This window comes from Dyella halodurans (assembly GCF_026283925.1).
Classification (GTDB): Bacteria; Pseudomonadota; Gammaproteobacteria; order Xanthomonadales; family Rhodanobacteraceae; genus Dyella; species Dyella halodurans.
Map to the genome: position 1 here is coordinate 15,943 of NZ_JAPDPF010000006.1, position 23,374 is coordinate 39,316.

Consider the following 23,374-nt stretch of genomic DNA (forward strand, 5'->3'; position numbering starts at 1 on the left):
ATGTCACGCGTGACCATCAACGATGTTGCCCGTGCCTCGGACACATCGAAAAAGACCGTATCGCGAGTATTGAACAATGAGCCGAACGTGCGCGACTCCGTGCGCGAGCGCGTGCTCGCGGCCGTGGCGGAGCTGAACTACCGGCCACTCACCTCGGCGCGCAGCCTGGCGACGAACCGCTCCTTCATGATCGGCCTGCTCTACGACAACTTGTCGCCGAGCTACATCATGGAAGTCCAGGCCGGCGTGCTGGAAGCCTGCGAGGCGAAGCAATACAGCATGATGGTGCAGCCGCTGGTGTCGACGGCGCCGGACTTCGTCGAGCGTGTCGAGAGCATCCTGTCGCGACACCAGCCCGATGGACTGATCCTCACGCCGCCGATCACCGACCACGCGAAGCTGCTCGATCACCTGCGCAAGAGCGACCTGCCGTTTGCCTCGATCGCGCCACGCCAACCCAAGGGCTGCATCGGCGTGATGCTGCACGAGCGCGAAGCGGCCGCGGCCATGGTCGAGCACCTGGCATCGCTGGGCCACCGCCGCATCGCCCATATCATTGGCGACCCCAAGCACGGCGCCGGCATCTGGCGCCTCGCCGGCTACCGCGACGGCCTGAAGCGCGCAGGCTTGAAGGAAAACCCCGCGTACATGATCCAGGGCCAGTTCTCGTTCGAATCCGGCGTGGCCGCCGCCCGCCGCTTGCTCGCGCTGAAGCAGCGGCCCACCGCCATCTTCGCGGCCGACGATGACATGGCCGTCGGCGCGATCTGGGCCGCCGCGGAGGCCGGCGTATCAGTTCCCGGCGACATGTCCATTTGCGGCTTCGACGACACCACCATCGCGACGCAGGTGTGGCCGCCACTGACCACGGTCCACCAGCCCGTGCGCGAAATGGGCAAGCGCGCCACGGAAGAGCTGCTGCTGCGCGTGCTGGGCAAGGGCGAAGCCCGCATGGTCGAAGTAGCGTACGAAATGCGCATGCGCGCCTCGACGGCACCCGCGCCCTGAACCTGGCACCATCCTGCAACCCACGCTACCGATCGACCGGAGATTGACCGCATGCCAGCAACGCCAGACGCCAGCAAGCCGCCGCGAAAGTTCCACTTTATTTCCGGGCTGCCGCGCTCCGGCACCACCCTGCTCGCTGCCATCCTCAACCAGAACCCGCGCTTCCGCGCCGGCATGACCAGCCCGCTGGCCGACATCATGGGCGTGGTGATTGCGGAAGCGAGCAGCAAGAACGATTTTTCGTTCGATGTCTCCGACGAGCAGCGCGTTGCCCTGTTGCGCGGCCTGGTCGAGAACTTCTACTCGGTGCAAACAGGCGCCGAGGTGGTATTCGACACCAGTCGGCTATGGTGCAGCCGCATGCAGTTGCTCAGCGTGCTGTTTCCGGAAGTGAAGGTCATCGCGTGCGTGCGCCAGTTGGCCTGGGTACTGGACAGCATGGAGCGATTGGTGCGCAAGCAACCGGTCAGCGTCAGCAAGGTGTTCCGCTTCGACACCAACACCACGGTCTACTCCCGCGTCGAGGCGTTGACCGATCCGCGGGGCATGGTGGGTTTTGCCTACCAGGCCACCAAGGAAGCGTTTTACGGCCAGGACGCGCAAAACCACCTGCTGATGCTGACCTACGAAAGCCTGGCGCGTGATCCCGCCACGGCCGTACGCGCGGTCTATCAATTCCTCGGTGAGCCGTGGTTCGAGCACGACTTCGACCACATCGAATACCACGCAGACGAGTTCGATGCACGCGTCGGCATGCCCGGCCTGCATTCCGTCCGGCCGAAGGTTGAGGCGATCGAACGCCAACCCATCCTGCCGCGCGACGTCTTCGGGCGCTTCGTCAACGAAGCGTTCTGGATGGACCCCAAGAACAACGTCAACCAGGTCACCATCGTCTAGAGGCGCGTCATCGCCACGAGAGACAAAGGCCGCTTGCGCGGCCTTTGTTCTATCTGAAGAGGCCAATCGAGCGTGGGGCCGGCTATCAAAGACGCTTCGCCACCAAGGCAAGCCCGCTCCTGAATGCCGTAGCGCCACCATTGGAAGGATGGCGGATCTTCTCGGCTTCCACGCCAAGCTTTCGCAGCGAATCGGCCGCAACGTTTCCCACGGCAACGACCGTGACATCGGGCAACGCCGAAAGAAGTTCGCGCAACAGGACGGCGCCAACAGCCTTCTCGGCTTCATTCGGCGCGCGATTCGACAAGGGTGATTCGCCATAGGGGTGCCAAGGGAAGGCACCCCACAGAATGGTGTAGTCCGCCAAGCCCTCTTCGCGCAGCGCACCCCACACAATCGTGGACGATGGCTCGCGCCAGGGAAGGCGCCGCGAAGAAAGTCGCTTACTCAGCTTGCCTACGCGTGGCACGCCGCCCTCCAGCAGCAGGGCCTCGGACGTAAATGGGACACCGGTTATCCGTGATCCCTGATAACCGGGCGCCTCGCCGATGAGCAGCAGCCTCGGGGCCGATGCCGACAGATGCAGCCTCAGGCGTTCGCGACGCCCCTCTACCGCGTCAGGAGCAATGTCATCACCAGAGACAGCATTCCAGGGATCGAAGACACGCGGCATCCCAGCGGTCGGCGCCGAGAAGAGCTCCGCGAGGAATGCCTTGATCTTCGGGTTGGTTCGCGTCGCCATGCCGTCGCTCCAAGGAACCCGTTGAGGTAGGAATTCGCCACGGGTCGGAAGCAGATACTCAAATCAGCCGCCCGTGCTACGGACCCCCATTCTCCTCTCGCAAGAAGACGCCTGCGCGCGAGTAGATAAAGCGGCGATCACTATCCGGAGCACAGCAAACGTATTCCTTGCCCGGACTGCCAAAGTAGGGCCACGCGAACACTAGCCAGTGGTCATCCACGAGCACGGCGTCCAATCGGCATCCGTCGATTTTTCGATCCACGGGATGGCAGAAGTTGGACGAATCCTTCTCTGCGAGGGCAATAATCTCGCGCTCGACTGGGGGATTGTGCATGGGAACGACACTAGCCGCCCGGAGAGCTTCCGATCTCTCGCGCAAGAACTGAGCACTGTCGTGCTCTTTCGAGCGCTCGTAGACATGGAAAAGTGCCCCCGCCAGGGCAAGCGCACCGATTTGGATGGAAACGGCCTTCCAGTTCACATCGCCACCTGCACCACGATCCAATGGATGATTCGCGACCCCGAACAGCCGAAGGTTTCTAAGGGCTGCTGAGAGTCGGAAGCGGACCTTCTCAGCTTGCCGTCCAGCCGCTGTTCTCGCAACCCGAGATCTAAGCGCATAGGGTTGACCCCTTCCCTGTGGTTACGGGCCCTATGCCCGATTACTTGGCGTCTGTGCTATCCGGCAAGGACTGACTCAGCGCTTCGGCGCGTTCACTCAGCACCAGCAAGGCGGTAAACAGGTCGTCGGTGATGTGGCCGTTTAGAGGCCAATGGCCGGGCTCGACGGATTGGCAGTTGGCCTGCACGTCGCGGAAGGCTTCGCTGTTGGCGAACAGGCGCGCGAGGGCGTGGATGCCGGTGCAGTGCATGGCGAGCATGGCTTCGGCGCGTGCGCGGGTGCCTCAGCTTTCGGAAGTCATCCAGTGGACGCGGCCCAGGGGATTGAGGAGTTTGTCGTCGTTGCGCCCGAACTGGCGAGTGCTTGGCTGGAGATCGGTTTGAGCCATGATCAACTCCCTTGCATAGGGTGGCGGTGGCGGGAGTAACGGCGTAAGACACGGCTGATCGACGGATAAGCCCAGGCGCCAATCCGTGTAGGTCAAAACCGTATTCAGGAGTAAGTCGTCACCAAGGTGCGGTGCATCGCCGAATCGGCCGATGCACCGCGAGAACGATCACAAGGACGCGCTTACTCGTTCATCGCCTGCTCGTCGCTGAGCTGTTTGGCGTACTGCTCCAGGCACCGGATCGCCATGGACACTCCTTCCTTGAACAGCGGTGGAAGTGGCCATGTATGGGCTTGGCGCGGCAAACACCTAGCCTTAGCCACGCGATACTGCTCGTCTTCAAACCACAGCTGCGCAAGCGCGTAGTGCGCCAGTGCAACATCGTCGAGGGTAGCGTGGCGGTGCGAGTGTGCCTGGGGGCCTTGCGCCATGGGATCGGCGGCGGGCGAGGCAGTGAACGGGTCACCCAAGGGAGGAAAAGACAGGCGTGCGGGTGCCGTATGATCGTGGACAGCCATGATCAACTCTCAGTAAGTTGGTGATGGTTAGCGGGTCGTAGGTGTTGGCGCACCTGCGGCCCGCGCCTCATGACATTGCTGCCATGGTCACTCGCGTTGCCCAAACCAAAGAACGCCGCGAGTGACGCGCCGAAAGTAGCAAAGCGAGACTTTGCCGCCTGTCAGGGATTACCGTTGCGACGCATCCGGTCGCATGACATGGCTCGTGTGGTCCTCGGACTTCGGGGATTCGGACGATCCCAGGCTCACTTACCTCTTGAGCTGACTGGCGATCGTTGGAGATGAGCCTGGAACCGTTCTTCTGCGAATCAGCGATACATCGCATCGATGTCAATGTTGCGATGCCACTGAGGCATCTGCAGCATCTGCGGGCATGCCGCAGAGAAAAATGGTCACCGAAATGACCGTTGTACGCACGAACATCGCGACTGCCATGTGCCCTACCTTTTTCATAGGTCAGTGCGAAACAACCATCTATGTATGAGATCGTTCCCGTCAAACGTCGGCTTCGAGTCGAAAGCAGACCTTACATTGACGGCACATTGATATCAGGAAACAGCCGCAAGAAGGTCGCGAGAATCAATGGTTGCTGCCCGAGGGCAGCCGTCGCCGTAGCTTCCCCTGGGCCATCCGGCTGTCGAACTCCACGGCGAAAGGCAATTCCGCTCAGTGCGAGATAGTCCGCCTCTGTGAGCCCTGGGGATGGCGTGAAACCAATAAGACGGAACACTTGCGCCCTCGGACCTGAAAACTCCCTGAGATCGACTATGTAGCCTGGGTAGCTCACAGAAGTCGCCATCACTCGCTCAGCCCAATCGTGCAACTCGGCAGTGTCGATAGCACCGGCCAGATAGCAGGCGAGAACGAATCCAATTGTCGATGAGTCGCCTCTTGTCAGTCCGATCATTGCGTCCTTGCCTCGCTTGAAGGGTAATGTCTGCGTTGGATCGGAAGCGGACCTTAGCAAGCCTGTTCAACAAAGCACCACTACGACTTCCTGATGTTCTGTCACAGCGGTCTTACACGCCGCGATAAGGTCCGTGACGCAATACAGCCGCCACCCGTTGCCTTGACCCCATTTAGCCTTTACCGGGTCCAAGCCCGCCTTCTCATCGTCGGCTGTCGCCCGCCGCCAGTCCTGGTGCCCGATCTCCTCGACCAAGGCCTTCCTATATTCGATTAGGGCAGGCAGGAGTACTTCAGCCTGGGTCGCACTGATCGTGACGAACTCTGATGTCTCAAACCCCGACGTTATCGATGGCACTAGATCGTCGGAAACGTTGCCGAGCGCTTTCAAGACAGCTTCGAAAGCTGATCCTGACTTGTCGTCGCCTGAAAACGTGCCACATGAAATGTGTAACCCCGCCATGCTCTCCCCTTGATTAGGTCCGTTTCGGGTCGAAAGCAGACCTTACATTCCGTAGCTAGAGCTCGATAAAGCCGCACTCCTCCGCGTCGTAGAAGCGAGCCTCAAGTCGACTGCAGATCTGCCTCAATACAACACGTTCCTCGTCTCCCCAGACCCCACTGAACGTAATTGCGCGTGGATCGGGGCTCTCGGCCACGCTTTCCACGTTGGCTGTGAGTCGAAGGCCTACCGCAACCTCCATAACCTCCGTCACAAGGTCCTCCACGACTTGCCGCGGCCCGAGTGGAGGCGGCACCCAGTCATTACCCAACGTCTCGGCGTCCCGATCCGCTCGCACGACAATACCGATGCTACCCATTTGCTTTCCCCTAACTCCGTGACTTTCTTAAACGTGATGTCCGTGATGGGTCTGAAGCGGACGCTCCTGACGGTTGCCATTCCGCTCGCTTAGCGCTTCGCGCCTTCAGTATTGCCAAGCGTAATGAAGGTGAAAATCGCGATGACGGCTGCCGATCCGAGCGTCACTCTGGAAGCCAAGAGGGCAACCAGGAAACTATAGTGAACTCCCAGCACCAAGCATTTGACCAGAACAGTGACCATCGCGATCGTTGTGACGACCGCATAGAAGATGAAGCCGCCTAGCAAAGCCTTCAGGACTCTTTTCACCAATCCCCTCTCCGTCAGTGATCAGAAATACGTCCGCTTCGGGTTGCGGATTCAGCCGGTCGTTGCAACGGTTTGATGAAATCGCTCGGCCGGCGTTTCGTAGTCGGAGGCGGACCTACTACAACCAATCAGCTATCCCTGTCCCGCGATCTGCCTTAGCTCATGGACGCGCTCAATATCAAGGTTCATCGGACAGACCACGAACTCCGGTGAACCGATATATTTGCCCGCGAGATCGCAATGGGCATTTCGATATGCAAGCCAGGATCTTTGCGCCTTGTCGAACTCGGCCGCATCGTCTGGACTCTTGGACTCCAATTGAGCGTGAATCACGTTGTACAGGGCATTTATTTCGCGCTTTGTTTCATCGACGACGAACTCTGTACACCCCTCGACTGCTCCAGTCGGGCCGGCGTCTGTAGAGGCTTTTAAGCATTCGTCGTACGCAGCCCTGTAGTCCTTCAGCTTTGGCGGATCTGCCAAAGCCTGGGTCGAGAGAAGAATAGAGCCCAGCGCGATACCGGTGGCAAACAGATGCATTTGTTCCCCCTTTTACTTGATTCTAACCGTCATCTCGCCAAGGCCCGCTACGGGTCGGCAGCAGACCTTAGCGGCTCTATCCCTTGAGGACCGATGTTAGCGACTTAATGCGTTCCATCGCGATTCGGTTGTGTGGATCAATGGCCAGAATCTTGCGATAGCTCGAAACGGCCTTCTCGGGTTTACCGGCAATTTCATAGGCAGCTCCGAGATCTGTCCACGCGTCGATACTTTTGGGGGAGACGTGACTCCACAAAAGACAAATGTCGACGGCATCGTCGGCATGGGCAAGGTCCGACAGAGATGAAAACCAAGCTTCGAAAGTATCATCAGGGATATGGAATCCCGGATGCTCCTTCGTATAGGCGGCATAGACCTGCAACGCGTTGTCGAAACCGCGAGCGCGAAGCGTCCTCGCGAAGTCTTGTACGGAAGGAGGCACCCCCGCAGATGCTCGATGTCGTATCGACAATACCCCAGCGGGTACATGCTCAGAATCGGGCGTTGCGGCCATAAATAGCTTAGCGCCGGCATCCCTTTTCAGCGTCGCATCCAGGAATGCAAGGGTATAGCGGGCCACCCAGGCATAGCTCTCGTTCCGCTCGTCAACGGTCGTTCCCTTGCTGCTGGCTTCGCTGAGGAAGCGGAGGTTGTCGGTCGCCAAGTCGTCGTGTGACAGCCTGTGCAAGCCGATCTCCGTCACGTCGGCGTAATGGATGTGAGCCAGAAAGCTGTTGGGCAGAGAATCGACGCCCGGCCCCAGCGGGTCACCCCGTTCGGCGAAGAAAAGCAGCGGTACGGTGATCCGATCTGGTATCACATCGGGAGCCGCGGCCAATACGTTGGGGAAGTAGCGAACGGAACCATCAAGATCCACCAAAGCCCGGATCCGGCTATCGGCAACAGCGGCAAAAGTGCTGGCCATGCCGCCCCAGCTGTATCCGACGACACCGACCTTGGCCCCATCTACATCGGGAAGCGATCCGGCGTACCCGATCAGGAAACCTATGTCTGCCGCTTGTGCGCGAGTGTTCTCCACACTATCGGCCACACTGCCGTCTCTCATATAGCGGACGTGCGCACCATGCGATGGACTCGCAATCACCACGTAGCCGTGGCTCGCAAGATATTCGCAAAGACCGTCGTTCTCGAACGCTGTCGATGCGTCACTTGGGGCGTAAATGATCAGCGGAAACGCGCCTTGTTCGGCCGGAGCATCACCAGTGGCGCGAACAGGTTCGTTACGCACGGCGTCGATGTGAGTGGGGCTGACTCCAAAGGCCAAATATTCACGCAATGCCTGCGTGGTAATGCGCATTGCCTCATCTTTGTCGAGGTCGAACCGGTCCTCGGTTGCAGCCAGCCGCAAGTAATCGTCATAAATGAGTGGACGTCCGGGCGAAGCAGCGGGATACCAGATCAAAGTCTGTATTGGGCGTCCTTGCAGACCCTGGTCAGCCTCGCCCGTGACGGCATCGTATCCCACGCGGTAGCTCCGACTGAGGTCGTATTGTTGTACAACCCTGAAGCCAACTAGATGCGGTCCGTATTCCGCCCGAAACTGAAATCCTTCACTGGCATGGACCGAGAGGGCAACGAGGACAAGGAAACAACTAGCCAGCCAACGCATGCGTTTCGGTCCTTTAGACGGGTTTGTGGTCCAGATGAACTGATTGCGCGGTCGTTAGTGTGTTGCGTCGACCGGTTGAGGCCGCCGCGAAAATCGGACCACCCTTTCGTCGAAATGCCCGCCTTGGGGCGGGCGGCTGGATGGTCAATTCTTCGCTGGCTAATCATCCTGGCCGACCAGCAGTTTGAAATTGACCAAGACGTAGAACGCGCCCCAATAGATGAAGACACTGGCGAATACGACAAACCACGAGATCAAAGGCATGGTCGAACTATTTGCAATCAGGCGTGACAGTGACAGTACAGAATGTGAGCTGTCGTCCGTGATCATGTCGCCGTTGAAGAAGGTTGGGAAATGGATTACGGAAAAGTCTCCCAATATGAAGGCGAACGCGACAATCAAAAATACCGCCAATCTCAGAAAGGCATGCGGCACCGGCCTCAGCGAGGCACTTCTGCGAATCGCCACCCTGATCGTGGGGGCAACTGGCCAGTAGCCAATAAATAGCAGCGCGGCGTAAAGCAAAAACAAGAGCCACTGAATCGTCATGACGAAACTGCATTTCTCTGGATAGGGGGAAATTCCGACAGATTTCCAGATGGCCGGCACATGATTTACCCCATATGCACCGATCTCGCTAGCCAAGGTTGAGCCAGCGACCACGTCAAAAAATATTGACGATAGGTAACTTATGGCAAGCGTCACGATCGCCGTTATCGCTATGGGTCCCAGGTTCATCTTGCCTTTAAGAGCAAGCTTTCGCCTTTTGGCATACGGCCCGATCATCAGACTCATCAGTCCTCCCGTTTAGCTTTTGATGACGCATTCGCGCGAAATCAGTTTCTGATCGGAATGTCTGCTGTGGGTCGGTAGCGGACCTCACGACTCCAAAGTGCGCCTACTGGCCAGTTGCCAGAACATGATGCCGGCAATACCGCCGGCAAAGCCAAGCGGGCCCCAAAAAATCTCGAACCCTCGCGAGAGATCTAGGGGCACCTTGTCGGGTGAATCGGTATAAAAGCTGATCGAACTGCCCAGTTTGACCCATGCCACCACGGCAAGAAGACCAACTACGATCCCGGCGCACGGATAGAAGGTAGGAGCCTTAACCTGCATTCTCTTAGCAGTCCACGCCAGCACCAAACAAGGAGCTGCCGAGAGCATCACCGCCACGAGCCAGGCGACCGTGAGCACTGCGACCAGCTCCACCCCGAATGCAAGAACTGAATGCTGCTTCGCAATGAGCTCCGCAAACATGCGCGTGCCGAAAAAGGCGTACCAGATCGCGAAGCAAAGGGCCGCCACCGAAACACTCTGAAAATAGCATTCCGCCATTTGACCGTAGGAAAGTGTTGCTATAGAACTGCGCCCTTCGATTAAAGTTCGCTCGCTCCCCATAATTCCTCCCAAGATGATCACAGTAAATCCATAGCTGGCGAGAGATCCAATCTCGGCCAATTTCACATCCTTGATCTGACTTTCCCATGTCCGCTTCGGGTTGCGGTTTCAGCCGGTCGATGCAACACACTGAAGACTGCGCGATTAGCAGGAGTGTTGCATCGACCGGCTGAAACCGCAGTCGGAAGCGCACCTTATCTGTCGAACCGAAGCAACCGCTCGGTTACGGGCGATTTTCCCCACGCATTTCTGAAGTCACCCCGTGGGACAAAGGAAATTTTCCGCCCAAAGGAACACGGTCGCTCGAGAAAAATGGTCATTCGGTAGGCTCGGCCACTGATGAGCCGGACGCGACCAATGTCATCCAAAGTAATTGTTGTGGTCTTCCTGCCTCGAGACACGACGAGAGAATCTCCACAGTCGCGCACAACGTCCATCAACCATGCGAATGGCAACAAGGCCACTATGGTTGCGAAGGCGCCAATCATCGCAACATGAAAACACATCCCCGGCGAAAAACCGCTTCCCCAAATTGTTCGCCAGGCAGCAACAAGCGTAAGCAGTGAGAAGGCGACAGCCATAAACGCGGCGATCGCCCATTTGGAGCCGAATACCCCGGCAGACAGGATTGCTCCTTCAGAATTCATCACGCCCCCTTTTTCGATTCTCTACCGCATTGACTGCTCACCCAGCTCAACTGTCCGCTTCGGGTCGGCAGCGGGCGCCCTCCCTCCATAACCCAAGCGCCAGCGATCAGCCAAGTCTCCAGCCAAAGTCCGAATACGGTACACCTTCAAACGCACACCGAATGCCTTGTGCAGTGTACGGAATGATGTCGTAGGGAAGCTCGGCCCAATCATGCCAACCAAGGTAGTCGTGCTTTCCGTTCTCAACCAATTCGGGCGTCCCCGCCCAACGCTCCGCAAAGAAGAATGCGCCCAGCCATTCGGCACCGGAATCGCCAGCGCGACAATGCATGAGGTGAGCCAACCGAAGTGTTTCCGGGCTAGCCACCAATCCCGTCTCTTCCCTGAGCTCCCGCGCGGCGGCCACCGTCAAAGGCTCCCCACCATCGTGGGATCCGGCGGGAAGACTTAAGAAGCCATCCATCCAGCCGGTGTTGCTGCGCCGTAACAACAGTACGTTGCTTTTCTTGCGAACGATGACGAAAACGCTCGTCGTCAACTGAAACCGCTGCCTCAATGCGCTCTCCAAAGCCAAGTCGTCCAGTGCGTCACTAAGGTCCGGCATGGGTTGCAAGCGGACCCTGAGCGGCGGCCTAGAGCGCCGCCAAATCTGTTCTCCTGACCCTCCTCACCCCACCGCGACAGGTCGAGGGGCGGTCGTAAAAATCATTCGGAAGTTAACAACGTAGTGGAGGATGGCCCAGTACACACAGATAGTCGCAAATGGCGCGAACCATGCGAACAAAGGCATGGCGATTGAGCTGTTCATGATGCCGACGAAGGTTCGCGAGGAAGCCTTCCCTTCATCGAGCGGAAAGAATCCCCCATTCATCAGCGTTGGGAACTTCATTACGCCGATCTCTCCAAGCAAATAGAGACACAGGGTGATCCCGCCGACGAAGAGCTTAAGCTCCCGGTGGCTGACGTATGTGCGCTTGTACCAGCCATGGATGGCAATCCTGGTGGGCGTTGAAAAAGGGCAGTAACCCACGAAAAGCACCCACGCGTAGATTGGCACGAAAAGCCATTGGACTGACATGATAAACCGAGCTGTCGCGCCGAACCTCGAGTACTCCGGTGCGTTGCGAACTACTGGGATTAAGCTAGCAGCCGCATCGACAAAGCCATTGATTGCCGGGCCACTAGAGAAGCGAGGATATGCGAGAAGACTAAGATAGCTAAGAACCAGAAAAACACCTGCCGACCAGAGAAGCGGTCTGAGGTAGAAGCGGCCCTTCAAGGCGAGTCGTTTCTTCTGCATAAACGGTGCTGGAAATTCGCTCACTCTCCCTCCTCGCGTCGTCACTGACCCTTGCCAGGGCTTCTTCACGGATCCGCTCCGCGTCTGAGGCGGACCTAAATCGGAGCTGGACCCGAGCACACTGCGCCTGGCGTCAGTCTGCCCCGTCATGCACAAGCTGATATGTCGGAGACAACGGCCAAATCCGTTGGTCCGGTTCAACAAGGCGAACTCTGGCGTAGCCGTTCTCCGCCACTGGCAGAGATGGCGCAATGGCTTTCTCCACGTCGGCTGCGACACTTAGCCATTGCCTATTCCACTGAGAGAAGTCTCGCAGGAACGGCTCTGGCAGCGACTCGATCTGCTTATTCGACCAGAGCAGGAGCGATCGACCTGATTCAGCGCCGTAAAAGAAATGAACTACGCCGCCAATAACGGCTCCTTGCGCCGTGTCGATCCAGACGAACCCCTTTTCATCGCACGAATGCAATCGACAGGAAGACAGCATGACGTACCGACCGTCCGTCTCCACCAGAGACTGATCGGGCCCACCCATCACCTCCCATACCGAACTTCGTAGTGGCGGAGGTGGAGCTTTTGACTTACTCATCCCGAGATAGATGCTTATCTTCGGCACGCTTCTGGCAAGCAAATGATCAAATCGCTTGTCGAAGAGAATCCCACTGGCGCTTGCCCCCTTGGATGGCAACAACCAAGTCAACGATTCTGACTCCGACGACACTGGAGCCTCGGCTTTCGCGGAAACCTGGCTCGCGAACAAGCCTCCAGCTATGGCGAGGAGAAACACCATGCTGGCCCACCGATAATTCGATCCCATACCTTTCCCAAGTGACTTTGAACTGTCCGTTTCGGGTTGCGGATTCAGCCGGTCCCTGCAACAGACTGAACACTGCGCGAGCATTAGCGCATTCAGAGGATCCACTTGAACGGGTCTCAGCGCGCGACTTGCTCAGCCCAGCTTTTCCCCATAGTAAAGCCGATAGAACCATGCCCATGCCGTCTCTATTTGTTTCTGGATGCGCGGCGGTACTGAATGCGGCATGGGTGTCGCCATGCGAGTGGACTGCCGGTGCGGGTACTTCATCCGGTAGTGGCTGTCGCTTTCCTGTTTTCCCACCGTGAGCCGTTCCGGATCAATCTCGAACGGCGCGAGCCCGAGCCATGCGTACAGATGTGACATGCATTTCGCCGGCTGCGCGACCAAGTCTTCGAAGCGCACGAAGTACAGCCGCTGCTTGACGGCATCAGGCAAATCCAAGACAGCTTGCAGTGCGATGAGCGGGGCTCCGATCACGCGGTCTTTTGCAAACAGCATATCCGCGCGGCCGAAACGGTCGTAGTCCGCCAGGTGATCGATAAAATCCACCAGTATCGTGCGCTGATGTTGCGCTTCAATCGATCCGTAGATCTGCCCGAGCTCACGCAGGCAGACGATCAATTTGGCTTCAGGCTCGATGTGCAGCAACAGTTCAAACGCATGCAGCCAGGCACGGTTCTTGTCGATCACCACCCGGTGTGTGCCGCTGTCGTGATACCAGCCATGCAAAAATCCCCGCATGGCCGAAGCCAGGTGCGCGTAGCTGGTCTCGAACGACGAATCCAGCTGCGACAGGAAGAACTGATCGTCACTGATCATCCGCCGGATGCCGAGCAGCGTGTTGCACAACGGCGAGCTTTGTCCTTCGCACTGAATCTCAGGGTGTTGCGCGAGGAGCTGGCATAGCAGAGTCGAACCCGCGCGCGGCAGGCCGGTGATGCCAACGAAAGTGGGCGTGGCCATGTCAGAACCCCTTACTGATCTGCACCCACGCACGTGTGGATGGACGCTTGCCCGCCAGCGCTGGCGTGCTCCCCACTGGCTGGCCCACTTGCACCTGCGCTATCCATTGGTCGTGTCCGACCCAGGACAGCCCGGCACCGAGGCTGCTCAGCGCGGCATGGTTGCTTCCGGTGTTGCCGGGCCACGATTGGGGATTGATCCACACGGCGCCTTGGTCGGCAAACACGCTGCCCTGCCAGGCTCCGCCTGGCAGACTCAGGTCATGGCGCAGTTCCACCGTGGCCAGATAACCTGAGGCACCGGCCAACGTACTTACTTCGTAGCCGCGCACACTTTGCATGCCTCCGAGCAGGAACTGTTCGGAAGAGTCCAGGTTGCGGTTGCTGTACTGGCCACTAATGGCCACGTACAAGCGCGTCGTGGCGGTGATTGACTGCAGACGATTCACGCCGCCATCCCAATGCAGCTCATGCCCTTGCGTATTGGCCGTCGCCGCATCGCTGGCCTGAGCCACTGGGTTGTCGAAACTCAGCTGCCCGCGCGTCACTGACAGTTGCGCTTGTGTCACGCCGCCGCCACCCCAGCTATCGAGGTGGTCGAAGGTGCCACTGGCGCTCCAGTTCCAGGTGTGGCGCTCATCGTACACGCCAGTCAGACCGGTATCGTCCGCCAGACCGCGATGGTCCAGCTCCAGCCGCGCACTGACGTTTGTCGTAGGGCTGCGCACGATGGCCTGTGTTATCCACGCGCTCGTTTCGTTCGCATGCCCTCGCGCATCCAGGTCTGACAGGCTGTCGCCCAGTCTGTAGGCAAGCGTCGAGTACGCCAAGCCGAACCGTGTGCCTGCGCCATTGAGCGCAAGATCATAGGCAAGATGCCCGTAGTGCATGTGCTCGTCGGACGTCAGAAGCCCCGCCGTGAGCTGGTCGCCGAGGCCAGCCAGGTTGTTCACCGCAACATTTCCGCCCAGGCGGGTACGGCCGGTGAATCGGTCTCCCGCATTATCCAGCGTAAGGTTGCCGGTCACCGGAGGCAGCGCCTGGGCATCGACGTTGAGGTTGCTGGTACCAGGCTGACTGCCGGGCCCCAGCACCGCGTGGGCTTGCACGCCGGGCAGGTCGTTCAATAACAGCAACTGACGATCTAGCGTCTGCTGCGTTACCAGTTGGCCGCTCTGCAGCGGGCTTAGGGTGGCGTCGAGCAGGCTCGTCCGGACCCGACTTTGGTTAGTCACCTGCACCTGGTCGTAGCGCGCCTCGATGACATTGAACTGCACCACGCCGTCACTCAACGTCTGCGCCGGCACCACAGCGCGGGACAACGGATAACCGTGGGCGCGATAGTAGTCAGTGATGCGCTGAGCCAGATGCGTGAGCGAGGTGAGCGTCTGCGTGTGGCCCTCGCCATCGGCGACCAGCGCGTACAGCGTCTCGGTATCGAACGTCGTGTTGCCGCGGACAACGATCTGCTTCACTTCGAAAGGCGTGTTGTCGGTAGCGTGGGCCGTCTCGGGTGACTGGATCTGTATCCCCGGCTCTCGGTTGGGCAACTCCCGCTGTGGAGGCTGCGCCTGCTGCAGCAACTGACCGCTGGTGGGCGGCACCTGCTGCGCGAACACGGGAGTAGCCAACAGTGCCAGGGCGAAGGGCGACAAACGCAACACGGTGGATCGGGTCACAGGCAGGTATCCGAAAGACAGAGAAGGGAGATGGAACGGGTCGTCATGGCAAGCGCACGCCGCCGCCAACCACGCGCACATCCGGCGTGTAGAGATCCGACACACCAGCCGGGCCAGGCGACCGCGGCGGTACCGTGGCCTCTCCGTCCGAGGTGGCCATCGTCGACACCGGCAGGCCGCCTGCCGAACGTGCGACGGGCGCCGATTGACCCAACTGCTGCTGGACGTAGGCCACGCCCGGCAGCGTCGCATCACTGTTGGCCATGACATAGAACGCCAGCGCATTACCTGCGGCCTGCGCGAAGACGTAATTGCCATCATTGGCGGCGAGTCCATTGCCGGTCATGGCGTATGCACCTGCGGGACTTTGCGCGGTTGCCGGCGTGGTAAAGGTCAGCGCGCCGGTGGTGGCATTGGTCAACGTGTCGCTGCCCTGGAAACCGCTGACCGTGCCAGTCAGCGACGGAACCGCCTGGCCGGCGAAGATCTGCATCGGTGTCGCCAGGTAGGTAAGCGTGGCCGGCGTCACCGTGAGCGTGCCGCTGCTATAGGTGATGGCGTAGTTACCCGACGTCAGGCCACCGGGCGTGAGTGCATAGTTGCCCACGTTCAAGGCACCTTGCGAACTGCCGCCATAGGTCAGCGCACCGGCCAGCACCGCGGTGGTCTGCCCATCGACAAAACCGCTATAGGTGACGCCGCTGCCACCGCTGTACGCATGTGCGTTGTAGATCGCGCTGGCATTATTGGCTGTGATGGTGAGTGGCGCCGGGGTAATGATCCCGGTGGCAGCCGTCACCGCACTGTTGCCCAGCATGTAGTTGCTTGCCCCACTGCCACCGATCGCCAGGCCGCTGACTTCGACGTTGATGCCACTGCCAGCATTTGCAGTGCTATAGAGGCCGGAGGCAGGGTCATTGAGACTGACCACATCGCTGCCAATCACGCCGGTCAACGTGTAGTTTCCTGGCGCCAACATCGCCACCGTGGTGCCGTCATACACCTTGCTGATCGGACCGCCAAGGCTGGCCGCCAGTGTCGCCGGCGTGATGCTTGCCGCCACACTCGCGTTGGTGGATGCCAGGGTGTAGTCGCTGGTCTGCGACCCGTTGCTGCCGACAATGCCGCCGATGCTCAGACCCGACACCGTGACGTCCGTGGCGCTGGCCACGCGTGCGCTGTTGTAAGCCACGCTGGTGTCGCTCAGGTTGGCGCCGGTATCACCCGACACCAGGCCACTCAAGCTATACGCCGGGTTGAAGCCGGTTGGCACCTTGGTCGTGCCGTCATAGATCTTGGTCACGCCGCTGTTGGTCAGCGTCGCCGTCAGTGTCGCTGGCGTGATCGTTGCGGCAACGGGAGAAATAAACGGCACCGCCACGCTGTAGTCAGAGCTCAAACTGGCGTACGTGCTGGAGAGAATATCCACCCAGAGACTGCCGCTCGCACTGATGTTGCTGGCTGTTGCTACATGACTGCTGTTGTAAGCCAACGTGATGCCGGAGGCATTGAGCACGAGGCTATCGCCGCTGAGCGCACCGCTGACGCCGCCGCCGATCAAGCTGGCACCGTTCGCCGTTGAAGTGCCATCGTAGACCTTGGTCAGCAGGCCGCCGATGGTCGGCGCCGTGGCCGTCAGCACCTGGGGTGAAATGCTGGCCACGCCGCCGCCGGTGGAGGCCGTGGTGCTCGCCAAGGCGTAATCGCCGAGCACGGAATTGTCGGTACCGTTACCGGTGATCGATGCCAGCGACAGGCCCGCCTGCGTGATCGAGTTCGCCGAGATGACGTGCGCCGAATTGAATACGGGCGTTGCTGAACTGCTCACCGTAGCGCTATCGCCCGACACCAGGCCGGCGATGCTGTACGTCGGACTGAATCCGCTGGGTGCCGACGTGGTGCCGTCGTAGGTCTTGGTGACGTTGGTGATATTGGAAAGCGATACCGTGATGGCGGCCGGCATGATGGTCGCCGCCACACTCGCACTGGTGGACACCAGCATGTAGTCGCTGGCCAGCGAGCCATTGCTGCCGGCAATGCCACTGATGGCCAGACCCGATACCGTGAGGTTGGTAGCACTGGCCACATGCGCACTGTTGTAAGCCATGCCGGTGTCGGTCGGGCTGGCGCTGGTATCACCGAAAATCAGTCCACTGTAGCTATACGTCGGGGTAAATCCGGCCGGTGCATTGGTCGTGCCGTCGTAACTCTTGGTCACATTACCGTTGGACAACGTCATCCGCAGAAGCTGGGGCGTAATCGTCGCCGCCACACTTGCACTGGTCGACGCCAACATGTAATCGCTGGGCAGCGAGCCGTTGCTGCCGATAACGTTACTGATGCTCAGGCCCGATACGGTGGCCTCGTTGGCGCTGAGGACGTGCGCGCTGTTGTAAGCCACGCCCGTGTTGGTCAAGTTGGCGCTGGTGTCGCCCGAAGCAAAGCCAATGTAGTTATACATTGGCGTAAAGCCGACGGGCGCCGCAGTCGTGCCGTCATAGATCTTCGTCGGACCGCTATTGGTAAGCATCGCCGTCAGCATCGCGGGTGTGATGCTCGCCGCCACATTTGCGCTGGTGGACGCCAGCATGTAATCGCTGGCCTGCGAACCGTTGCTGCCGGTAATGCCTGTGATGCCCAGGCCCGATACCGTAACGTCAGTAGCGCTGACCACGTGTGCGCTGTTGTAAACCACGCTTGTGTCGCTCAGGGTAGCGCTGGTATCACCTGACACCAGGCCACTGTAGCTATACGTCGGCGCAAAGGCGATCGGCGCATTGGTCGTGCCGTCATAGATTTTGGTCACGCCGCTGTTGTTCAACGTCGGCGTCAGTGTCGCCGGCGTGATCGTTCCGGCCACCGAAGCAATGGTCGGTACCGCCACGCTGTAGTCCGTGCCCTGGCTACCATTGGTGCTGGAGAGGATATTCACCCAGAGACTGCCGATGGCGTTGATGCTGCTGGCCGTTGCGACGTGACTGCTGTTGTAACCCAACATGATGCCGCTGGTATTGAGCGCGAGGCTATCGCCGCCGAGCGCACCGCTGACGCTGCCGCCGCTCAACATCGCACCGTTCGCCACGGTGGTGCCGTCGTAGACCTTGGTCAGCAGGCCGCCGATGGTCGGTGCCGTGGCCGTCAGCACCAGGGGTGAAATGCTGGCTACGCCCGCACCCGTGGAAGCGGTCGTGCTCGCCAAAATGTAATCGCCGAGCACGGAATTGTCGGTACCGTTACCGGTAATGGATGCCAGCGACAGTCCACCTTGCGCGATGGTCGTCGCCGAGACGACGTGAGACGAATTGAATACCGGCGTTGCCGAACTGCTCACCGTGGCGCTGTCGCCCGACACCAGGCCAGAGATGCTGTAGGTCGGACTGAATCCGCCGGGCGCGGCCGTGGTGCCGTCGTAGGTCTTGGAGACATTTGCGGTATTGGAAAGAGATACCGTCAACGGTGCCGGTGTAATAGTGGCCGCCACATTGGCGCTGCTGGATGCCAGGGTGTAATCGCTGGCCTGAGAACCATCGCTACCGATGATGCCGGTGATGCTCAGACCCGATACCGTGACGTTCGTGGCGCTGCCCACATGCGCACTGTTGTAGGCGACGCCGGTGTCGGAAAGGCTGGCGCTGGTATCACCGGAAATCAGTCCACTGTAACTATACGTCGGGGTAAACCCGGACGGCGCATTGGTCGTGCCGTCGTACGTCTTGGTGACGCCACTATTCGTCAGCGTCGCCGTCAGCGTTACCGGTGTGATGGTCGCCGCCCCATTCGCGCTGGTGGATGCCAGCGCGTAATCGCTGATCAGCGAACCATTGCTACCGGCAATGCCGCTGAGGCTCAGGCCCGACACCGTCACAAGATTGGCGATCGCCACATGCGCGCTGTTATAGGCCGCGCCGGTGTCGGTCAGGCTGGCGCTGGTGTCGCCGGCAACGAGTCCGCTATAGCTATACGTCGGCGTAAAGCCGGTCGGTACAGTGGTCGTGCCGTCGTATGTCTTGGTCAGGCCGATGTTGGCGAGCGTCGCCGCCAGGGTCGCGGGTGTGATGCTCGCCGCCACACTGGCGCTGGTGGAGGCCAACGTGTAATCGCTGGCCAGCGAGCCGTTGCTGCCGGTAATGCCACTGATGGCCAGACCCGATACCGTGACGTCCGTGGCACTGGCCACATGCGCACTGTTATAAGCCACGCCGGTGTTGGACAGGCTGGCGCCGGTATCGCCCGACACCAGGCCGCTGAAGCTATACGTCGGGGTAAAGCCCGCCGGCCCACTGGTGGTGCCGTTATAGGTTTTGGTCACGCCGCTATTGGTCAGCGTCGGCGTCAGCGTTGCCGGATTGACCGTCAAGGTCGCACTCGACGTACCAAAGCTCAAGTCGTAGCTGGTGGAATACGCCGACGACAGATTCTCGCTATAGCTACCGGCGTGCTGCGCGTTCGTCAGCCCCAACGTGATCGCCGAAAGCACCGGCGATGCGGACGAATAGCTCACTACCGCACTGGCCTGATTGGTCCCGTTATACGTCACCGTTTGATTGCTGGCGTTGATCGTCAGCGGCGTCAGCAAGCTTTCGATCAAGGGCGTGGTATTGCCCGCGTAGATTCGCCAGGTGCCACTGCTTCCACCGCTGGTTGCGATGGTCCAGGAATAATTGCCTGGCTGCATCATCTGGGCGTTGGACAAGCCGGTCATCCCGCTTGTGGAGGTGCTACCGCTGCTGGTCCCCAAGAGCTGCCCGGTGGTTGTCGTATCCCAATAGCTGGCTGTAACCGTGCCGCCATTGATAAATCCAACCAGACCACCGAGCGTGTCGCTTCCATCACCACTCGCCACGTGGCCTGTGGCATAGGCGTCGGTGACCGTGCCGGTGCTTAAACCAACCAACCCGCCAATGGCATTGACGTTACTCGTCCCGCCGGACGTCCACGACGCGTTACCTGTTGCGTAAGCGTTCTGAATGCTGCCCTGGTTGTAACCGACCAGCCCTCCGATGTCGTCTTGAGCCGAGCCGCCGCCATAGGACCCGCTCACCGCGCCCGTGGCATAGGCATTGCGGATCGTGCCGTAGTTGCCTCCGACGAGGCCGCCAAAATAGGACATGTATGACGTCCCGCTGACGACTCCCTTGGCGAAGGCGTTGCTGATGGTGCCGGTGGTTTCGTTATAGCCCACCAGGTCGCCAACCCATTCGCCACCACCGGCGGCGCCCCCCGTGCCGCTGGCTGTCCCCGTCGTGAAAACATTGCTGATGGCGCCCCTGTTGTCGCCTACCAGTCCACCGATGGAGGCACCGTAACCCGAGCCTGAAACGCTGCCGCCTAACAGACCGACGTTGCGGATCGTGCCCGAGGAAATTCCAAACAGGCCTACGCCGACCGGGGTGCCGCCCACAGCGCTGGCAGAACTCGCGATGGTCAGGCCACTTATGGTGTGGCCAAGACCGTCGAAGACGCCTGAGAACGGCGAGGCGTTGCTTCCTATCGGCGTGAAGTTGCCGGAGAGCACCAAATTGCCCGCAAGCGCGTAGTATCCGGATGCGCTCATACCCTGCAGCGCTGACGCGGTGTTGATCAGCGTATAGCTGTTTCCGTTGATGCTCAGCGCATTGCTGCCCGTGAAATTCACTTGCCCACCGAAACCGCTGCCGCCCAGCCCCACATTGACGCCGGTGCCGCTGTAGTTCAGTGCGAGACCCGCCGAGCCGCTGGCAGTCATCGTCCCGTTGATATTGATGTTGTTCTGCGCGTCCAACGTCAGCGTGTGCGCACTCCAGCTAACCGTGTCATTGACATTCACGTTGCCGGTGCCGGCGGTACTGCCTTCGCTGGACTGGATGACGACATTGCCGCTGCTCAGCGCGGCGCTGAGCGTGGCGCCCGAGATGTCACCGGAAGGTGTGCCGGCCGATACCGTCCCGGAATTGCCCGGCGCGATAGTGAAATCGGTCGGATCGATCAGCCACGTGCCGGACAAGCCGAGTTGCGCGGCCGTCGTGATCTTTGCAGTATCGGCTACGTTGACTTTCGCTGCGCTTGTTTCGATCTGCCCGCCATTGCCACTATTGGGGGCGCTGGCATCGAGCGTGCCAGCAACGGTGACAGCGCCCGCATCCATGCCACCCAGCAGAACGATGTGACCATTCTTGTTCTGTACGGTCTGCGCCTCGATGGTGCCGGTGTTGTTCACCGCACTGGCGAGCAGGCTATCGCGCGCGCCGGCCGTCATCCAAACGTTGCCGCCATCCGCTTCAATGAGCTGACCGTTCTGGGCGAGCGCGTTGAGCGTGCTCTGGTCTACGCGCACGCTCACTAGCTGGTTGCCGCTGAAGTTGAGCGTCACGGCGCTGCCACCGGCGAGCGCTACGCTGCCCAGTTGGGCGTGAATCGCGCCCTGGTTGCCGACCTGGTTGCCGAGCAGGGCGACGTAGCCGCCACCGGTGACGTTGATCGTGCCAAGATTGGTCACGCTACCCTTGCCCGTGCCGCTGAAGCTCAGCGAGCCGGTACCCAGTGCGCTGTCGTTGACATCCAGCGTCGAGGCGACGAGTCCACCCACGTTCACCTGTGCACCCTGACCAAACAGCACGCCGTTGGGATTGATCAGGAACACCTGACCGTTGGCGTTGAGGTGGCCAAAAATCTGGCTGCCATTGGTATCAGCGATGCGGTTGACCGCAATGGCGCTGGCACCGGGCTGCACAAAATCCACGGTGGACTGGCTGCCAATATTGAAGGTCTGCCAATTGAGCGAGAGATTCTGACTCTGCTGGGTGACGGTGAGTGTGTCGCCGTGCTGCGCAAGTTGACCGGCGCCGTTGGTGACTTTGCCGCCGGTGGGCAATGCGTTGGCCGCCACGGCGGAAGTCGCAGCGAGAACGACCGGGGTCGTGGTGGTGCCGGGAGGTGGTGCGGCCGCCAGCGCCAGAAGCGGCAGGCTCAGGGGTACGCCGGCCAACCACGCGGCACGACGCGTGCCCCCTTCAGCATTGCGCCCACCCTTAGTGCGACCACGGGCGAATTCGGACGCCACTTGAAGCACGCCCAGCCTGCGGTTCCAGACCAACCGAAAGATATGGTTCACCAGATTGTCCCCTGTGCGGTGCTCAAGCTTGAGCGCCAGACTTCATGTCATGTGGCAATGGTTCGACCGATATCACGCGCGATTCGCACGAGCGGTGCGTCCCCTCGCGCAGCGATACCCAAGAACCTAAGACAGCTTTTCGTGCCAACTTCCTTTTTCGCCACCGGCGACGGCGCGGTGACACAACAGCATCAACAGCGACCGAGGTTGCCGAAATTATCGACACTCCAGGGCCGCCATTGAGCCGGCCGCCATGCTGCCTACTTGTGACGCGTATCACAAGGTGTCGATCAGCCCTTTCACTCCAATCGGCGACGAGCACGTCGCCGGCACGGGTCGCAAAATGTTGCGCCAGAGGCAGGGCAAGGAAGTTCACTCAACGAATCCTGTCCCGCATGTCGCGCACCCAAGACTTCGCAGACGCACGTTGGCAACTAAAGCGGATGTTGTCAGTGCGATCGTTGAGAGCTTTGGCCTAGCGAATGACTTATGCAGAGGACGCGAATCCGACTCCGACTATGTCAGCACGTAAGTATTAACTGCTTTCGTCGCCGCTTTGTTTTTGGCGATCTTTAGAAACAAAGAAGGTAAAGCCCGCCATTGCAACACCGAGACCCGCGGCACCGCGAGACCCAGATTTAAGTGCCGCAACAAAGGCATCCTCGCCAGATGGGAGATGAACTCTTCACCGATTGCCATCTGGCCGGACACTCGGGAAACGCGTGGGGCGTCGTCAATGAAGAAAGCCGGGATCATCCCGACATCTTTGTCTGCGGCCCCACGCGCATACCGTGGAGCGAACTATGGAGCCATGGACCCGAGTTTGGGTAACGCGCAAGCCCGTAGTCGATCCGACAAGGCGATATGAGATCAGGACCAGTGGTATTTGGATGCCTGTTTTGGGTGACGGAATCAGCCGAGAGGCCGGGATAATGGGACGGTAGGCCGCTCACAAGCTGGCTCGCGCCTGGGCGTCAGGCAGTCCGCACAGCGTCGATAGCGCGGCTGCCGTCCAACTCTCGCGGTGCCCTAGCAAAGCGCTTTCAACCTTCCGGGCCACAGTGCACCGTGCTCGACACCGCCTGAAAACCGAGCGCAAAG

The 23,374-nt window shown here is 59.9% G+C and carries 19 protein-coding genes; 3 read left to right on the plus strand and 16 right to left on the minus strand.

Features of this window, described 5'->3' with window-relative positions; translation table 11 throughout:
- Together OUZ49_RS12780 and OUZ49_RS12785 are read left to right on the plus strand one after the other, a co-directional pair.
- A complete protein-coding gene (locus tag OUZ49_RS12780) occupies nucleotides 1-1,008 on the plus strand; it encodes a LacI family DNA-binding transcriptional regulator (RefSeq protein WP_266150829.1) in 1,008 nt (335 codons plus the stop codon).
- 51 nt (nucleotides 1,009-1,059) lie between these two features.
- The gene (locus OUZ49_RS12785) at nucleotides 1,060-1,905 is read left to right on the plus strand and encodes a sulfotransferase family protein (RefSeq protein ID WP_266150830.1); all 846 of its coding nucleotides are present in this window, start codon (nucleotides 1,060-1,062) and stop codon (nucleotides 1,903-1,905) included.
- Nucleotides 1,906-1,990: 85 nt separating this feature from the next.
- Here OUZ49_RS12785 and OUZ49_RS12790 read toward each other — a convergent pair whose 3' ends face one another.
- Nucleotides 1,991-2,647 carry a uracil-DNA glycosylase gene (locus tag OUZ49_RS12790; RefSeq protein WP_266150831.1) on the minus strand — a complete coding sequence of 219 codons (657 nt, stop codon included), beginning with the start codon at nucleotides 2,645-2,647 and terminating at the stop codon, nucleotides 1,991-1,993.
- Between the two features lie 208 nt (nucleotides 2,648-2,855).
- On the opposite strand from OUZ49_RS12790, the gene OUZ49_RS12795 reads away from it, so the two are divergent.
- The gene (locus OUZ49_RS12795; protein ID WP_266150832.1) at nucleotides 2,856-3,200 is read left to right on the plus strand and encodes a hypothetical protein; all 345 of its coding nucleotides are present in this window, start codon (nucleotides 2,856-2,858) and stop codon (nucleotides 3,198-3,200) included.
- Nucleotides 3,201-3,309: 109 nt separating this feature from the next.
- Here the strand turns inward: OUZ49_RS12795 and OUZ49_RS12800 are convergent, their stop codons facing one another.
- The 15 genes from OUZ49_RS12800 to OUZ49_RS12870 form a co-directional block, all read right to left on the minus strand.
- Nucleotides 3,310-3,528, minus strand: coding sequence for a hypothetical protein (locus OUZ49_RS12800; RefSeq protein WP_266150834.1), 219 nt, complete (start codon nucleotides 3,526-3,528; stop codon nucleotides 3,310-3,312).
- A 311-nt stretch (nucleotides 3,529-3,839) separates the two neighbouring features.
- Nucleotides 3,840-4,175 (minus strand): hypothetical protein, encoded by a 336-nt coding sequence (locus OUZ49_RS12805; protein WP_266150835.1) that lies wholly within the window; start codon nucleotides 4,173-4,175, stop codon nucleotides 3,840-3,842.
- Between the two features lie 973 nt (nucleotides 4,176-5,148).
- Nucleotides 5,149-5,544, minus strand: coding sequence for a hypothetical protein (locus OUZ49_RS12810; RefSeq protein ID WP_266150836.1), 396 nt, complete (start codon nucleotides 5,542-5,544; stop codon nucleotides 5,149-5,151).
- 447 nt (nucleotides 5,545-5,991) lie between these two features.
- Nucleotides 5,992-6,210: a hypothetical protein gene (locus OUZ49_RS12815; RefSeq protein ID WP_266150837.1), complete on the minus strand. Its 219-nt coding sequence runs from the start codon at nucleotides 6,208-6,210 to the stop codon at nucleotides 5,992-5,994.
- 132 nt (nucleotides 6,211-6,342) lie between these two features.
- On the minus strand, nucleotides 6,343-6,750 hold the full coding sequence (locus tag OUZ49_RS12820) for a lysozyme inhibitor LprI family protein (protein ID WP_266150838.1): 408 nt from the start codon (nucleotides 6,748-6,750) through the stop codon (nucleotides 6,343-6,345).
- Nucleotides 6,751-6,826: 76 nt separating this feature from the next.
- The gene (locus tag OUZ49_RS12825) at nucleotides 6,827-8,380 is read right to left on the minus strand and encodes a dienelactone hydrolase family protein (protein ID WP_266150839.1); all 1,554 of its coding nucleotides are present in this window, start codon (nucleotides 8,378-8,380) and stop codon (nucleotides 6,827-6,829) included.
- 159 nt (nucleotides 8,381-8,539) lie between these two features.
- The gene (locus OUZ49_RS12830) at nucleotides 8,540-9,175 is read right to left on the minus strand and encodes a hypothetical protein (protein WP_266150840.1); all 636 of its coding nucleotides are present in this window, start codon (nucleotides 9,173-9,175) and stop codon (nucleotides 8,540-8,542) included.
- A gap of 84 nt (nucleotides 9,176-9,259) precedes the next feature.
- Nucleotides 9,260-9,838 (minus strand): hypothetical protein, encoded by a 579-nt coding sequence (locus OUZ49_RS12835; protein ID WP_266150841.1) that lies wholly within the window; start codon nucleotides 9,836-9,838, stop codon nucleotides 9,260-9,262.
- 693 nt (nucleotides 9,839-10,531) lie between these two features.
- Entirely contained in the window at nucleotides 10,532-11,029 is a 498-nt protein-coding gene (locus OUZ49_RS12840) for an NUDIX domain-containing protein (protein ID WP_266150842.1), read from the minus strand.
- A 63-nt stretch (nucleotides 11,030-11,092) separates the two neighbouring features.
- Nucleotides 11,093-11,749: a hypothetical protein gene (locus OUZ49_RS12845; protein ID WP_266150843.1), complete on the minus strand. Its 657-nt coding sequence runs from the start codon at nucleotides 11,747-11,749 to the stop codon at nucleotides 11,093-11,095.
- Between the two features lie 109 nt (nucleotides 11,750-11,858).
- Nucleotides 11,859-12,515, minus strand: coding sequence for a hypothetical protein (locus OUZ49_RS12850; RefSeq protein WP_266150844.1), 657 nt, complete (start codon nucleotides 12,513-12,515; stop codon nucleotides 11,859-11,861).
- Between the two features lie 159 nt (nucleotides 12,516-12,674).
- Nucleotides 12,675-13,505, minus strand: coding sequence for a sulfotransferase family protein (locus OUZ49_RS12855; RefSeq protein ID WP_266150845.1), 831 nt, complete (start codon nucleotides 13,503-13,505; stop codon nucleotides 12,675-12,677).
- Between the two features lies 1 nt (nucleotide 13,506).
- Nucleotides 13,507-15,183: a ShlB/FhaC/HecB family hemolysin secretion/activation protein gene (locus tag OUZ49_RS12860; protein WP_266150846.1), complete on the minus strand. Its 1,677-nt coding sequence runs from the start codon at nucleotides 15,181-15,183 to the stop codon at nucleotides 13,507-13,509.
- A 43-nt stretch (nucleotides 15,184-15,226) separates the two neighbouring features.
- On the minus strand, nucleotides 15,227-22,273 hold the full coding sequence (locus OUZ49_RS12865; protein ID WP_266150847.1) for a YDG domain-containing protein: 7,047 nt from the start codon (nucleotides 22,271-22,273) through the stop codon (nucleotides 15,227-15,229).
- A gap of 516 nt (nucleotides 22,274-22,789) precedes the next feature.
- Entirely contained in the window at nucleotides 22,790-23,029 is a 240-nt protein-coding gene (locus OUZ49_RS12870; protein WP_266150848.1) for a hypothetical protein, read from the minus strand.
- Nucleotides 23,030-23,374 lie beyond the last annotated feature (345 nt).